This is a genomic window from Algibacter sp. (genome assembly GCF_029245835.1).
GTDB lineage: Bacteria > Bacteroidota > Bacteroidia > Flavobacteriales > Flavobacteriaceae > Algibacter_B.
Genome location: NZ_JAQWOO010000072.1, coordinates 1 through 15182 on the forward strand (window position 1 = coordinate 1; position 15182 = coordinate 15182).

15 protein-coding genes are annotated in these 15182 nt (G+C 32.8%); 10 read left to right on the forward strand and 5 right to left on the reverse strand.

Annotation, left to right across the window (positions count from 1 at the left end; genetic code table 11):
- Nucleotides 1-471 precede the first annotated feature (471 nt).
- The 7 genes from arsS to P8K68_RS11825 all read left to right on the forward strand — a co-directional run bounded on the left by arsS (nt 472) and on the right by P8K68_RS11825 (nt 6568).
- Nucleotides 472-1536, forward strand: a complete 1065-nt coding sequence (arsS, locus tag P8K68_RS11795) for an arsenosugar biosynthesis radical SAM (seleno)protein ArsS (RefSeq protein WP_300251162.1) — start codon at nt 472-474, stop codon at nt 1534-1536.
- 39 nt (nt 1537-1575) lie between these two features.
- Entirely contained in the window at nt 1576-2070 is a 495-nt protein-coding gene (locus P8K68_RS11800) for a rhodanese-like domain-containing protein (RefSeq protein ID WP_300251164.1), read from the forward strand.
- Nucleotides 2063-2692: a TIGR04282 family arsenosugar biosynthesis glycosyltransferase gene (locus P8K68_RS11805; RefSeq protein ID WP_300251166.1), complete on the forward strand. Its 630-nt coding sequence runs from the start codon at nt 2063-2065 to the stop codon at nt 2690-2692. The genes P8K68_RS11800 and P8K68_RS11805 overlap by 8 nt, the downstream gene beginning before the upstream one ends.
- Entirely contained in the window at nt 2685-3497 is an 813-nt protein-coding gene (locus P8K68_RS11810) for a purine-nucleoside phosphorylase (protein ID WP_300251168.1), read from the forward strand. Before P8K68_RS11805 ends, P8K68_RS11810 begins: the two co-directional genes overlap by 8 nt.
- A gap of 338 nt (nt 3498-3835) precedes the next feature.
- Nucleotides 3836-4807 carry an arsenosugar biosynthesis arsenite methyltransferase ArsM gene (gene arsM, locus P8K68_RS11815; protein WP_300251171.1) on the forward strand — a complete coding sequence of 324 codons (972 nt, stop codon included), beginning with the start codon at nt 3836-3838 and terminating at the stop codon, nt 4805-4807.
- Nucleotides 4808-4885: 78 nt separating this feature from the next.
- Nucleotides 4886-5755 (forward strand): DUF547 domain-containing protein, encoded by an 870-nt coding sequence (locus P8K68_RS11820; RefSeq protein WP_300251174.1) that lies wholly within the window; start codon nt 4886-4888, stop codon nt 5753-5755.
- A gap of 33 nt (nt 5756-5788) precedes the next feature.
- Complete coding sequence (locus P8K68_RS11825; RefSeq protein ID WP_300251177.1) at nt 5789-6568, forward strand: TIGR04283 family arsenosugar biosynthesis glycosyltransferase; 780 nt, start codon at nt 5789-5791, stop codon at nt 6566-6568.
- A gap of 3 nt (nt 6569-6571) precedes the next feature.
- Here the strand turns inward: P8K68_RS11825 and P8K68_RS11830 are convergent, their stop codons facing one another.
- The 5 genes from P8K68_RS11830 to P8K68_RS11850 all read right to left on the reverse strand — a co-directional run bounded on the left by P8K68_RS11830 (nt 6572) and on the right by P8K68_RS11850 (nt 11437).
- The gene (locus P8K68_RS11830) at nt 6572-7300 is read right to left on the reverse strand and encodes a metallophosphoesterase family protein (protein WP_300251179.1); all 729 of its coding nucleotides are present in this window, start codon (nt 7298-7300) and stop codon (nt 6572-6574) included.
- Between the two features lie 65 nt (nt 7301-7365).
- Nucleotides 7366-8631 carry an outer membrane protein assembly factor gene (locus P8K68_RS11835; protein ID WP_300251182.1) on the reverse strand — a complete coding sequence of 422 codons (1266 nt, stop codon included), beginning with the start codon at nt 8629-8631 and terminating at the stop codon, nt 7366-7368.
- A gap of 144 nt (nt 8632-8775) precedes the next feature.
- Nucleotides 8776-9759 (reverse strand): glycoside hydrolase, encoded by a 984-nt coding sequence (locus tag P8K68_RS11840; protein WP_300251183.1) that lies wholly within the window; start codon nt 9757-9759, stop codon nt 8776-8778.
- Nucleotides 9760-9821: 62 nt separating this feature from the next.
- A complete protein-coding gene (locus P8K68_RS11845; RefSeq protein WP_300251186.1) occupies nt 9822-10694 on the reverse strand; it encodes a hypothetical protein in 873 nt (290 codons plus the stop codon).
- A 29-nt stretch (nt 10695-10723) separates the two neighbouring features.
- On the reverse strand, nt 10724-11437 hold the full coding sequence (locus P8K68_RS11850; RefSeq protein WP_300251188.1) for a DUF547 domain-containing protein: 714 nt from the start codon (nt 11435-11437) through the stop codon (nt 10724-10726).
- A 204-nt stretch (nt 11438-11641) separates the two neighbouring features.
- On the opposite strand from P8K68_RS11850, the gene P8K68_RS11855 reads away from it, so the two are divergent.
- The 3 genes from P8K68_RS11855 to P8K68_RS14945 all read left to right on the forward strand — a co-directional run bounded on the left by P8K68_RS11855 (nt 11642) and on the right by P8K68_RS14945 (nt 14911).
- On the forward strand, nt 11642-12952 hold the full coding sequence (locus P8K68_RS11855) for an FAD/NAD(P)-binding oxidoreductase (RefSeq protein WP_300251191.1): 1311 nt from the start codon (nt 11642-11644) through the stop codon (nt 12950-12952).
- Nucleotides 12949-14538: a 4Fe-4S dicluster domain-containing protein gene (locus P8K68_RS11860; protein ID WP_300251194.1), complete on the forward strand. Its 1590-nt coding sequence runs from the start codon at nt 12949-12951 to the stop codon at nt 14536-14538. The genes P8K68_RS11855 and P8K68_RS11860 overlap by 4 nt, the downstream gene beginning before the upstream one ends.
- A 220-nt stretch (nt 14539-14758) precedes the next feature.
- Nucleotides 14759-14911 (forward strand): GIY-YIG nuclease family protein, encoded by a 153-nt coding sequence (locus P8K68_RS14945; protein WP_366143752.1) that lies wholly within the window; start codon nt 14759-14761, stop codon nt 14909-14911.
- Nucleotides 14912-15182 lie beyond the last annotated feature (271 nt).

Genomic DNA, 15182 nt, shown 5'->3' on the forward strand with positions numbered 1-15182 from the left:
TGCTGGTATTAAACAATGTGAGATGTAAAATTATAGGTCGAATCTTTGCTGTTATTAATAGAGATTCCCCTTTTGTAGATACTTATAAATTTGTAGCCTGATTTTTTATGGAAATTACTTGTTTTCTATCATAGAATACGCGGGTCAGTTTTTAGTCTACAGTAATCAATTAACAGTCCCTTTTTATTTACTAAGAATTAAAAATTAAAAAAGTTGAAAAATAATTTTTGATAAAAAAAATAAAATTAGCAGAAAGTCAACACCCGAATCAATTCGCCGAATTGAACGTCAAGGTGCAGAATAGATGAAGAAAAGCTCCGAGAACAGGAGAACGACAGTTCGACGCGGAGTTTTTAAATCGGTTTTCAGTTTTTACTGAAAAATTCCTCAGCTTGATCTTGATTTTTTGGTTCGTTTTGCATCAAGGCAAAATGAACAAAGAACAAAAAAGCAGAAGTATTAAGTATTAATATGACGAAAGTAAAAACACAATCGCTACACAAACGCGAAAGCGATTTAGCAAACAGCAACAGGCAATTAGAAATTCTATCTAACGGTATTTTCCAAAACGGAGAATTGCCAACCTTTAAAAATAAAATTTCAGAAACCAATCAATTTCCGCTTAAAGCAAAAAAACTAGAAATTCTACAAATCAATGTGGGTTATATGTGTAACCAAGTCTGCGACCATTGCCATGTAGATGCTGGTCCAGACCGTAAAGAAATCATGACGCGAGATACTATGAGACAATGTTTGGACGTTATAAAAAATACTGGAGCTCACACTTTAGATTTAACAGGTGGCGCACCAGAAATGAATCCAGATTTCCGTTGGTTTGTTGAAGAAGCTGCAAAAGCAGGCATTAAAGATTTTATCGTTCGCTCTAATCTCACCATCATCAGAGCCAACAAAAAGTATTACGATTTACCAGCGTTTTTCAAAAAACACAATGTGCATGTAGTAAGTTCCATGCCGCATTGGACGCGAGGAAAAACAGATAAGCAACGTGGCGATGGTGTTTTTGATAAGTCAATAAAAGCACTACAAGAATTAAATGCCATTGGTTATGGCATGCCAAACAGCGACTTAAAATTAGATTTAGTGTACAATCCGTCAGGCGCCTTCTTACCCGGAGATCAAGCCACTATGGAAAAAGATTTCAAAAAAGCCTTAAAAGAAGATTTTGGTATTCAATTTCATAATTTGTTTGCTATTACTAATTTACCAATATCTCGATTTTTAGATTATTTAATTGCTTCAGAAAATTATGAAGATTATATGTATTCACTTGTCGAAGCTTATAATCCTGCAGCTGTTAAAAATGTGATGTGCACCAATACACTTTCAGTAAGTTGGGATGGTTATTTATTTGATTGCGATTTTAATCAAATGTTAGAGTTACCAGTAAATAGTAAGGCAAAGCATATTTCAGAATATAACGAAGATTTATTAGAAGGACGAAACATTGTTATTTCTCAACATTGCTACGGTTGTACCGCAGGAGCAGGAAGTAGCTGTCAAGGAAGTGTTGCTTAAAAAAACACCTTTAAGTTACCAATTGAGAAAACTCAACTTATGAAAAATATAATTTTATATATCTGTATTGGAATTTCAGCATTTGGGTTCTCACAAAAGAAACTTTCAAAATTGCTAAAACAACAAAACAGTGAAAGCGTTCCATACATATCTATAGAAGCATTACAAAACGAAACTGAAGATGTCATTTTATTAGATTCTAGAGAAAAGAAAGAGTTTAAAACAAGTCATCTTGAAAATGCCATTTACGTAGGTTACGACTCCTTTAATTTAAAGTCTATACAACATAAACTACCCAATAATGATTCTAAAATTGTAGTGTATTGCTCGTTAGGAATCCGTTCTGAAGATATTGCTGAGAAACTTAAAAAAGCTGGATATACCAATGTTCATAATTTATATGGTGGTATTTTTGAGTGGAAAAATAATGATTTAGAAGTATTTAATTCACAAGAAAAAGCTACTGATTCCATTCATACTTTTTCAAAAGGATGGAGTAAATGGTTAAAAAAAGGCATAAAAGTATATGAGTAAAGCATTGGTTATCGTTTTTGTAAAAAATATTAAACTAGGAAAAGTAAAAACCCGACTTGCAAAAACCATCGGTAATCAAGGTGCATTTGAAGTTTATAGTAAACTTGTAGAAGTTACCGAAAAAGCCACAGAAGACCTTTCAGTAGACAGACGTATTTATTTTTCTGACGCCATAGTTAAAACAGCATGGAAGAACGATTATAAAGCAGTTCAGCATGGTATAGATTTAGGCGAACGCATGAAAAACGCATTCAAAAAAGGATTTGAAGATGGCTATAATCGTATTGCTCTTATTGGCTCAGACTTGCCAGACATCAAAACAAGCCATATCAATAATGGATTAAACGCTTTAAAACAAAATGAAGTCGTATTTGGTCCTGCTGAAGATGGGGGATACTATCTAATAGGGCTATCAAAAATGCACAATTTTGTGTTTGAAAACAAGCCATGGAGTAGATCTAATTTATTAGAAAAAACACTTAGTGAATTAAAAGAAAACAGCGTTACATTTACTACTTTAGACACCTTAAATGATATTGATACTTATGAAGATTTAATCGCTTCAAATTTCTATCAATCAAATATCGCATTACAAGAAAAAATCAGGCAATTACATGATTAAAATAATAGAAGAAACGGTTGATTACTTAAAAGGCAAAGGCTTTGAAAGTCCAGAGATTGGTATTATTCTAGGCACAGGTTTAGGCAAACTCATCAATGATGTTGAGATTATTAAAGAGGTTAGCTATAACCATATCCCTAACTTCCCAACAGCAACTGTAGAGTTCCATAAAGGTAAACTTATATTTGGTATTATGGCTGGTAAAAAAGTAATTATCATGCAAGGACGTTTTCATCTTTATGAAGGGTATTCATTGCAAGATGTCACTTATCCAGTTCGCATTATGGAAAAACTAGGCATCCATACACTTCTGGTTTCTAACGCTTCTGGAGCTATTAATGGCAACTTTAAAAAAGGAGAACTGATGTTGATTGAAGATCATATTAATCTTCAAGGTAGTTCGCCACTCGCTTTTAAAGGTGTTGAAAATTTTGGGGAACGCTTCACGGATATGAGTGCACCTTATGATGCAGAAATCAATAAAACTTTCAAAAGTATTGCCGAAGCAAACAACATTACGCTCCACGAAGGGGTTTACGCAAGTGTTGTGGGGCCACAATTAGAAACCAGAGCTGAATACCGCATGTTAAAAATAATCGGAGCTGATGCCGTTGGTATGAGCACCGTTCCTGAAATTATTGTTGCTAATCATTTAAAATTAAAAGTGGCTGCAGTGTCAGTTTTAACAGACGAATGCGACCCAGAAAACTTAGCACCTGTTAATATAAGCGAAATTATTGCTATGGCTGAAAAAGCAGAACCTAATATGGTAACCCTATTTAAAGAATTAATTAAAACACTATAAGGAAAAGTTAGAAGTAAATTGAAAATAAATTCGGGAATAAAAATAAAGACAACAAAAAAGTCAACGCCCAAATCAATTCATAGAATTGAATGTCAAGGTGCAGAATAGATGAAGAAAAGCTCCGAGAACAGGAGAACGATAGTTCGACGCGGAGTTTTCGAATCGGTTTTCAGTTTTTACTGAAAAATTTCTCAGCTTGATTATGATTTTTTGGTTTTGTATTTAATTCAAAATATCTACTAGACATTCCAAATTAAATAGTGTATCAAGGCAAAATGAACAAAGTAAGAAATGACACAACTAGAAGCAGATTCCTGCTTTCTCAATAATAAAAAAAAATGAGTAATTACCTAGAAACCACACACAATGTATATAAAGAAGCAGCCTTAACACCAGATATCGGCTTATGCTGTACCACAAATCCAATTTGGGAATTACCTGGTTTAAAAATTCCAAAAATCATGCAAGAAATGAACTATGGCTGTGGCTCTACGGTGCATGCTCGTGATTTAACTAATAATCCAAAAATGCTTTATGTTGGTGTTGGTGGTGGTATGGAATTATTACAATTTTCGTATTTTAATCGTCAAAAAGATGGCGTTATTGGCATTGATGTGGTTGATGAAATGCTAGAAGCTTCAAGAAATAATTTCAAAGAAGCAGAAGCGCAAAACGATTGGTTTAAAAGTGAATTTGTAGACCTTAAAAAAGGAGACGCTATGAATCTGCCTGTTGAAGATAACAGTATAGATGTTGCTGCTCAAAATTGCCTATTCAATATTTTTAAGGCTGATGATTTAAAGAAGGCCATCGAAGAAATGCATCGTGTTTTAAAACCTCATGGACGCTTAGTTATGAGTGATCCTACTTGCGAACAACCTATGAACGACACCTTATGTAACGATGAGCGTTTGCGTGCTTTATGCTTAAGCGGAAGTCTGCCAATTAAAGAATATGTTAAAGCCCTAACTGATGCAGGTTTTGGAACTATTGAAATTAGAGCCAGAAAACCATACCGAATTTTAGACCCTAAGAACTACCCAACAGATGAGTTGATCTATATTGAATCTATTGAAGTTGCAGCCATTAAAGACCCAATGCCAGAAGACGGCCCTTGTATTTTTACTGGAAAAGCTGCCATTTACTATGGTTCTAAAGATTTTTTTGATGATAACAAAGGGCATGTTTTAGTTAAAAACCACCCCTTAGCCATTTGTGATAAAACTGCTGAAGACTTAACGAAACTTAACAGAGATGACATCTATATTAGCGAATCAACCTATCACTATGATGGTGGCGGCTGTTGTTAATACGATAATTAATAACCCTAAATGATAGTCCTTACCAAAACATGTAAGGCTTGAAGTTGATGATGGTCTAATTTTTAAATGAAATACCTAAAATTAATCACGTTTTTTATTTTTATTGCATCCTGTTCTAATGCAAAACGTATTTCTGAAACCACTCTAAACCAGACTCTCAAAACCTTAAAAACTGCAGACTCCATAAGAGGACAAAAAAGACCTGTTCCAGAAACTATTCCCGAAGCTTTAGTTGTTTCTGGAAACAGCAAACCTGAAGTGTTAGGTACTGAAACAGAGAATGAAATATCCAAATCATTCAATCATGACTCATGGACAGATTTACTTCAAAAACATGTTTCTAGTCAAGGAATTGTAAATTATAAGAGATTCAAAACAGATAGAAAAGCATTATTAAACTACATAACAAGTTTAGGGAAAAATACACCAAATGGTTCATGGTCAAAAGAGGAAAAATTAGCCTATTGGATAAACACCTATAATGCATTTACCATAGATTTAATTCTTCGGTATTACCCCATAAAAAGCATTAAAGATATTAAAGCCCCTTGGGACCAGCGTTTATGGAAATTAGGTAACAAATGGTATAATTTAAATGAAATAGAACACCAAATTTTACGCAAAATGGATGAACCTCGTATTCATTTTGCTATAGTTTGCGGTTCATTTTCTTGTCCAAAATCACAAAATGAAGCCTATCAAGCTTTAAATTTAGATAAGCAGTTAACTCATGTAACTAAAGAATTTTTGAGCGATTCTAACCGAAATGAAATTTCTAAAAACAGTTTAAAACTATCAAAAATATTTCAATGGTTTTCTAAAGATTTTAAACAAGATGGTGATTTAATTGATTTTTTAAACACCTATTCTGATATTATAATTTCCGCAAAAGCGAAAAAAAGTTTCAAAGATTATAATTGGGATTTAAACGACTAACAACAAACCTACTATTTTCTCGTAAGCATACTTATGATAAGCATTATAATTCCCGTTTTAAATGAAGAAACTTATATAGGCAAACTATTAGAGTATTTGCTTGCCAACTCTTCTGCTAAAAATATTTCTGAAATTATAGTTATTGATGGTGGTAGTTTTGATGACACAAGACATATTGTTCAGGCATTTTCTAATTTCACTGGTATAAAAAACAAAGCAGCCTTTAACTTCATTGACAAAACAGATTTAAACGATAAATCGATTTTAAATCAAGTATCAAAAACTCAAATAACGCTTTTAAATTCAGAAAAAGGGCGCGCAAAACAAATGAATTTAGGCGCAAAATCTGCTACTGGAGATATCCTTTATTTTTTACATGCTGATTCGCTTCCTCCTAAACATTTTGACCAATTTATTATAAGAGAAGTTAAAAATAAAAACGAAGCTGGTTGTTTTAGAATGCAATTTGACAGTAACCATTGGTGGCTTAGCTTAGCTAGTTGGCTTACCAAATTTAGATGGCGCGCTTGCCGTGGCGGAGATCAAAGTCAGTTTATTACTAAAAAACTCTTTAATAATATTGGTGGTTTTAACGAAAAGTACATTATTTATGAAGATAATATTTTAATTAATGAATTATATGCAAGAAATCAGTTTGTAATTATTAACGAGAAACTGATAACATCGGCTAGAATGTACCGAAAATATGGCATTTGGAAACTGCAATACATCTATTGGTCTATTTATCTAAAAAAATGGTTTGGAGCAGATTGTGATGCCTTATATAATTATTATAAAAAAAATATTTGTTAAGACTTACTTATTACGCCCCTTTTCATTTGGATACAAATCTGGTAATTTATCACTTTGAAACACTTTTTTAGTATTTATATCTACCGCAGATAATTTACCAGCAAAAGCAGCTCCTGTATCTATATTCCAGATGTTTATAGCATTCATAGGCACATCACAATTAAAGTTTATAGTTGGCGTATGACCAATGTAAATTTCTTTGTAATGTTTTAGTCTATTCGGATAAATTGCGGAATCTTTTTCAATGCGCTCATCCATTATCAACGCCATTTCCCACAAGGTTCTGTCAAAATAGAATGTGGTTTCAAAAACTTCGCGTTTCACACCATGCATCGATGTAAAACCTGCATGAAGAAACAATCTATTTTCGTCATCTAAATAATACAATAACATATTTTCAAAAAACTCTAAGTGTTTGTTCTTTTCTTCAGTTGAAAAACCATCATAACTCTCCAAAGTTTCCTTTCCTCCATGGACATACCATGTTTGGTTTACTTCTCCGCTTCTCAACCAATCTTCGCACCAAACATCGTGATTTCCTTTAATAAATACACAATTGATATTTTCTGAAAGCTCAATTAAAAATTGAATAACTTGAGCCGATTCGCTCCAACCATCTACATAATCGCCAACAAAAATTAAAGTATCTTCATCTTTAACTTCAACTTTATTTAAAACTTGAATTAAAGCTTTTAAGCCACCGTGTATATCTCCTATTGCTAAAGTTCTCATAACATTAATATTTATTTTGCAAAACTAACAGATTACATTAAAGAAATAAATAATTTGTGTTTAGTTTAAAAATACTGCCCAATTCCAAAAACAAAACCTTTGGTTGCATTTTGAGAGATTCCGTAACCGTAATCAATTCTAAAAATAGCGTTGTATATTTTTTTATGAATAAATCGGAGTCCTAATCCTGGGTAAACTTTAATATTATCATCTTTACTAAAATCACTTAATTCACCTCCAGGATTTCGCCATGAACCTGCATCTAAAAAAGCATTACCCTGCAAGACAAACCACCCTTTTTCAATAAGTGTTTGCCTGTATTCTGAATTTAACACAATAGCTCCAGTACCCCTATCAATGGTATTTCCAACACCTCTAATATTTAAATTATTATCTACTGAAAAAGGTGCAAAAGGGGTTTCGTCATTAGATGAAATCCCCAGGCGTATTCTATTAGCCCAATTCCCTTTTTCACCAACACGCTTGAAAAGAAAAAAATCGTTCCATCCTATAAAAAAATCAGGTAACATATCACTTGTAGATGTTACGTATTGAAAAACAAACTGACTTTTAAACCCTGAAACATACTGATAAAAATAATCTAGTTTATTATACTCATAAATTCCTTTGAGTAACCATTTATGAACATTTAAGGCTTGAGGAACATTAGGATTCGTAGCGCCAAATTTATATTCATAATCTTCAACAAAATAGTTTACACCCAATTCTAATCTATTTTTAAAGTTAAACTCATACAACCCTAAAACTTCAAAGGATTTATTGTTGTATTTATAATTAGAGGAGGTATTATCGAAAAATACGGGTTCTTGAGTTGTTAAATCTTGATAATTTATAGCCAAACCTAATTTATTAGAAAACAAATAGGGTGCTCTAAAATTTATGGCATAACTATCATAAATATCCTTTTGATAAAACCCGCCAAAAGTTATATTCCTTCCTAAAACATTAAATTCATAAAGCCCTAATCTATATGCAAATTCATCGTTATCCGTTGTATAAATATTCGCTGATGGAATTAGTGTGAAATTTTCTACTATATTATAAAACACATTATATTGATTGCCTTCAGAAGGAAAAACTTGATAGTAAGCATGAGAAACTGAAGGCAAGCGTTTTAAACGTAGAATATCTTGTTCAATATGAATAGAATCTAAAACTTGTCCTGATTTAATAGTAGAAATACTTTTTATAAATGAAGCTTTTAATTTCTTATGTCCTTGAATTTTTAAATCGTGTACTATGCCATCTTGTGCGGATACAGCAGATGTTATAAAAACAAATAGCAAAAAGAAATTTACATGTTTTTTCATTTAATATTAAATGGGTTTTGATTAACTAATTACCTCTACTTATTACCGCAAAATTATGATGACTACTTATCTTGTTGTTTTTCAAACAACATCACAATCCGAACAAAACGATAAAGCATCAAGTTACCTAATAATGATTTTTATTTATTCATTTGTAAATTTATAATGGTTACGCAACAACGCTTCAACTGGTTTGTTTTGGGGTGTAAACATAAAATTATCGTTACCACCTACTTTATCATGTTTATGGAACCATTTCCAGATAAATCCGCCAGCAAACCAATCTTCATCCCAAAAGGTTTCAAATAAGGCCTGAGTTGTATTGGTTTGAGCTTCAAGATTAACTTGATTCATACTTCTATCACTTACCCAAGGTGTTTTTCCTGTATAATCTACACTTCTGTAACCATACTCGGTAAATAAAATGGGTTTATTGTGTTTTTGAGATATCTGGTAAATCTCGTTCTTATGCGTTTTCCAACCTTCTAAACATTCTTCTATTGAAGGGGTTTTATTATCGCTCACAGGAAAATAGGCATCTAATCCAATATAATCTAAATCATCCCAAAACGGTGTACGCTTAAATTCGTCCCAATTTGATGCATAGGTTAGTTTCCCTTTGTACTTACTTCTTATTTTTTTAATTAAAGTATTCCAAAACTCAGGCCTGTTTTCTATAAACTTTTCTAACTCGGTGCCAATACAGAATAATTCAGCTTTTACAGTATAAGCTAATTCGGCATACTCTAAAATAAATTTTGAATAGGAATCTTCTAAAGTTTTCCAATTGGCTTCATTCTTCATTTCTATATACCCAGTGAATTCGCCACGCCAAACCCAAATTTGAGGCTTAATCATAACTTTAATCTTTTTCTTTCTTAGCTCGTCAATATATTGCTTTGCACCAGCTCTGGTTTCGCCAAACCACTGATTGTCTGTATTGTGAACTATTTCTGGATATTCTAAGTTTTTTATAAATCCAAATGGCATAATGGCTGCATAATTTGCATTGACGCTTACAACAGGATCTATATGTCTCGCCTCTACAGCCTCACGAGAGGCTACAAAACTCACCCCATTAATTTTATAGGCCTGAGTTTTACAAGACTTTGTAGTTAAAATTGACATTAAAATCAGAAGCTTAAACGCCTTCATAAAATATATTTAAGCCTCTAATTTACTATTATTCATTAAAATAACGCCCTTAATCCTATATTAAAAGATTGCCCTATACCTGAATTTGCACCTCTAACAAAACTACTATAGAGTACTTCTAAGTTCAAAGCTTGTGTTAATTGATACTTTCCTCCAAAACCTAATGCTGTGAAATCTTGAGTGAAATCACCAAAACGTTGTTGATACTGAACAAAGCCTAAAACAGTAGATTTTTGACTTGGAAAATAACTCATGAATACGCCTGGAGCAAGTAAAAATGTTTTATTAGCAAAACTATTTTCATCTCCAAAGTTATATTCGGTATTTAACTCGGTAAACAACTGCCAATCTCCACTTGGAAAAGTATAATCATAGAAAAATCTATTTTGAAATGTATAAGCCGTTTGATCTAAAAAAACACCAGTCTCGCTTTCATTATCAATTAAGGGAATATGAAACGCGGTTTGCACTGTAAAGTTACTTACATTTTTAAGTGGATTGAATTTAATAACTGGAGCAATAGAAGTTAATCCAGAGCGCGCTGTTCCGTTTTCACCATCAAAAGAGAATACATCTAGCGCATTTCTATCTCCAATGACATTAGACCTGATTTCAGCTAATAAACCAACATTTATTTTACTGTTTTCAGAAACTCCTGTAAAGATATCAATGCTTGATGTAAAGTATGTTTCTCGATCTAAGTCTTTTGCTATATCGCCATTGCTATCAGCACTTTTTGTTTGCGTGAAAAGGTTATTAAACCATTTAATATCCCACTGTCCTTTCTTTAAAAGTTTAGAAGGTGTATAAGTTTGAATATTACTTTTTTGAGTGACTTCTGAATCTTCTTGCGAATACCCATTATAAGCAATGACTGTAAATACTACTATTGCGATTATTTTTTTCATTATGATTATTTCTGATTAGTTGTTTTGGTTTATTGATTGTTCACTTTCCAATCATATGGAAAGTAGCTTAATTTAAATTTACTATCTAATTTCTCTGTGCGGTATGTATTTATAAAATCAATTTCACTCTCACCATTCATAGTAAAATCTTCTTTATACCATTCCATAATTTGAGAGGCTTGTACGCGTTTCTTTTTAACATTCACTCTTAAAAAAGAACCATTTATTGCTGTTTTAGTTTGAATATCTAATTGCACATTTAAAGTATCTGGCAAATAGGCTTGACTAATTAATGGCGGACAACCCACAGCACCACAAACCAATACAAAATGAAAACGTGGATCTTTAAAGTTACCTCTTAAAAGTTTATGTTCAATATCATTTAAAGTAATTTTTTTACCGGCTAAACTATAGGTTGTTTCATCAAAAAAACCTGAATTATCTAATGGAGAATTCATTGGATAATTATCTATTACCCCTTTAATAACCGCTAAGTTATAAGCGTTTATCCAAAAAGCTTGGTAGTTATAAGCATCATTTTTAGAAACTGAAATGCCTTCAGCAATTTTCAAAATACTGTTAAGTTCGTCCTGACTAGAATGAATTTTCGAATAGGCTACTTTACCGTGCTCGACATTAGTCTTAAAAAAAACATCAGCTTTACTTAAAAATGTATTTAAATCTTGAGAAAATCCTTCTAAAGAAATTAAAGTGACAACAACTATTATTAATCGTTTTTTCATGATATTAAATTTTCAGTTTAGCAAAGTAACTGCCATTAGGTCGAACAAAAGTTTAGGTAATTACAAGGGAATAAAAAGTTTTTTCGAGTCTTAACATTTCAGTCTTCCTTACAAAAAGAATTCAATTTAAATTTGTTCTAAATTAACAGCTTTAATTTAAGTTATTATCTTTAGCTTCGACCTAACACCAATAATCACTTAAATATGGAACACATCGTTATTATAGGAAATGGAATTTCTGGCGTAACCGCAGCAAGACATATTAGAAAAATGTCTGACAAAAAAATTACCATTGTCTCTGCGGAAACAGAATATTTTTTCTCGCGTACTGCCCTTATGTATGTGTATATGGGACATATGAAGTTTGAACACACACAACCTTATGAAAATTGGTTTTGGGAGAAAAACCGAATAGATCTAAAACAAGGCTATGTAAAAACGATAGACACAAAAGCACAAATACTCCATTTTACTGAAGGTGATACACTAAAGTATGACAAACTCATTATTGCAACAGGTAGTAAACCGAATAAATTTGGCTGGCCAGGGCAAGACCTAGATGGTGTTATGGGCATGTACCATAAGCAAGATTTAGAAAACCTTGAAAAGCACGCACCAAATAATGAAGTATGCAAAAGAGCAGTCATTGTTGGTGGTGGTTTAATTGGGATTGAACTTGCTGAAATGCTCAATTCTCGAAATATTCCCGTTACCTTTTTGGTAAGAGAAGATAGCTTCTGGAATGGTGTTTTACCCGCTGGTGAAAGTGAAATGATTAATCGCCACATAAAAAATCATCATATTGATTTACGTTTAGGAAACAATTTAAAGAAAATCGTTTCTGATGAAAACGGAAAAGTAAAATCTATTATTATTCAAGAAACGGGCGAAGAAATACCTTGTAACGTTGTTGGCTTAACTGCAGGTGTAACTCCAAATATTGATTTTATAAAAGATTCAGAAATTGAAACAGGACGTGGTATAAAAGTGAATCGTTACTTAGAAACGAGTGTTCCAAATGTTTATGCTATAGGCGATTGTGCAGAGCAGCATGAAGGCATAAATGGACGCCGAACTATAGAGGCCGTTTGGTATACTGGACGGATGATGGGTGAAACTGTTGCGCAAACCATTTGCGGAAATAGAATACCATATAATCCAGGACATTGGTTTAACTCTGCTAAATTTTTAGATATTGAATATCAAACCTATGGTTGGGTCTTTGGAGAACGCGGACGCCCTGAGCACGAAAAACATTTTCACTGGAAACATGAAGACGATACTAAATGTATAACCATTGCTTACCATAAAGAGACCATGGCATTTCTTGGTATAAACACTTTTGGAATTAGAATGCGCCATGAATCATTTGACACTTGGCTAACTGAAAAACGTGATGTAGATTATGTAATTAATCATCTTCCTGAAGCCCATTTCGATCCAGAATTTTATAGCCATTACGAAGCAGATATACTTTCAGCTTTCAACAAACAAACACAAACTGTAAAACCATGAGTAATAAAATAAATCATAGCATGTCTTTAGCAAAACCAGATGCTGTAGATATTTCAAACAAGCAAAAAGTGGCGCTGGCATTAGGTATTATAGGGTTGTTCATTTTAACATTGGCACTTTTCAACACCAATTTCCCAAACCAAGGACTGTTCTTAACACTTTCATTGGGCTTAATAACTTTGGGTACCATTATCTATTCTAGAGAAGCGTATTTAACTAAGTTGGAAGGCATAAAAAATGATGGTGTTTGGTTCAAATCGATTTCATCACGAGGTATTTGGGGTTGGATAGTTGGCATCATCCTTACAACTTTTTACATTGTGCTTTACTTCTTTCCTAAATATTTAGGATTAGGAACAGATGGTGCTGAAAACACAGGGTTAATAAGCTTATTCGACCCTTTAAGCAACCTACTAAGTGGAAGACCAGCAAGTCAATGGTTTGTTTACGGAACACTTTATACAGTTGCTATTTTAGCTTTTGGAAACAAATTCATTTTAAAATACAGACACAATCGTTACCAACAAATTCGTACCGTTTCAGTCATGTTTTTTCAATTAGGATTCGCCTTTTTGATTCCAGAATTCATGTATGTCATGAATAACAATTTACCATACTACGATTTAAAATCTATGTGGCCACTAAACTATTATCTTTTTGATGAATGGTCTGTAAACAGTTTTCTATCAAACGGAAATATTGGTTTAGCTTTAATCCTTTTTGGCATTATTACAATCTTTGTTATTTCGCCAATTTTGACTTACAAATTTGGAAAACGCTGGTACTGTTCATGGGTTTGTGGTTGTGGTGGTTTAGCTGAAACAGCTGGAGATTCTTTTAGACAATTATCCTCTAAAAAAATGTCGGCTTGGAAATTAGAACGCTGGTTAATACATACCGTTTTAGTCTTCTCTGTGGTAATGACAACGGCCATGATTTACACTTATCTAGGTTATGATAAGAATGATTTTTGGTTAACAAGAGGCCTTTTCATCGCTCTTGTAATAGGATTCTTAACACTAGTATTTACTGGTGTGATGTTCTTTAAAGATAAAGAGTTTGGCAAAGATGCAAAGTATGGCGCCATAGGCTTTTTCTTTGTTATTACACTGTTGCTTATAATGCATTTCACAGGAACTACAAACCACATATTTTATATTAAAGCCGGTGCACTAAGATCTGCTTACGGGCTTTATATAGGCTCTATATTTTCGGGAGTTATTGGAACGGGGTTTTACCCAATATTAGGAAATCGTTCATGGTGCCGGTTTGGTTGTCCTATGGCAGCAATTCTAGGATTTCAACAACGCTTATTTTCAAAATTCAGAATTACCACAAATGGTGGACAATGTATTTCTTGTGGCAATTGCTCCAATAGTTGCGAGATGGGAATTGATGTGCGTCACTATGCCCAAAAAGGCGAAAATATTGTACGTTCTAGCTGTGTAGGATGTGGCATTTGTGCTGCGGTTTGCCCAAGGGGTGTGTTAAAGTTAGAGAATGATAGTATGGAAGGACGTATTAATCCGACTGAAATTTTATTAGGAAACGATGTCGATTTAATGGACTTAGTGAATAAAAAGTAGTTTTCAACAGAATGGACTGATAAATCGTTTTTTAATAGGCCTTATTAATGTTATTAGCCTTTTGATTTTTCCAATTAAGACAAATCAAAACTAAAGTGTCAAGCTGAGCCTGTTGAAGCTACTTTAAAAAAATAAAAATGAAATTCTATTACACCTATATCCTACTTTTTTTGACAATACCTACTACACAGGGATGACAAATGATTTGGAAAGAAGATTAGTGCAACACAAATCCGGGTATAAAAAAGATAGTTATACCTATTCTAGACGACCAATTGAACTTAAATGGTATTTGCAATGCACTAATCCATCTGAAGCTATTAAAATTGAAAAACAAATAAAAGGTTGGTCTCACAGAAAAAAGGAGCCTTAATTAATGAGAATTGGAAAGATTTAGTTGAATTCTCTAAAAATCATACTGAACATGAACATCCAGATAAACGAGATAAGTCCTCGACAAGCTCGGACTGACATCTAGAATATTAATTGAAAACACAAATAAGTTATTATTAGAAAACTTTTGATTGTTAGGTCAAAGACAAATAAAAACTAAGCTGTCACACTGAGCCTGTCGAAGTGCAAAACGAAAATACCACGCAGTTAAGTTTACCCTGAACATATCGAAGTATAAAAGCAAATAAATC